Genomic DNA, 268 nt, shown 5'->3' with positions numbered 1-268 from the left:
CTTGCTTTTCTACCTTAGCAAGGTCTTTTTTAAAGTAACCTTGTAAATGCATTAACGTATTACAGTTATTACGACGAGATGCAGGTTTTTTAAGCCCTGTCATTAAGCCTAAAATGTATTCATCAGCCAATGCGTTTATATCATCACCAGCGTAGGTTCCAAGTAACTTGCCAAGCTCTCGATAAGCTTGGTAATTGTGTGCCATTAATAAATACTTATGCTTTGCATGGAATTGCGTTAAGTGATGAACACTTAATGGTTCTTTTAC

Annotated in this window: 1 protein-coding gene; it reads right to left on the bottom strand. The window is 36.2% G+C overall.

The features are described from left to right. The coding region (locus tag SB756_RS30695) for a DUF1722 domain-containing protein (RefSeq protein WP_410913319.1) at nt 1-268 on the bottom strand (268 nt) is incomplete at both ends.

The organism is Pseudomonas sp. SIMBA_068, assembly GCF_046534705.1.
GTDB lineage: Bacteria > Pseudomonadota > Gammaproteobacteria > Pseudomonadales > Pseudomonadaceae > Aquipseudomonas > Aquipseudomonas putida.
The sequence above is the reverse complement of the archived record's forward strand: the minus strand, read 5'-3'. Positions and strand labels throughout refer to the sequence as shown.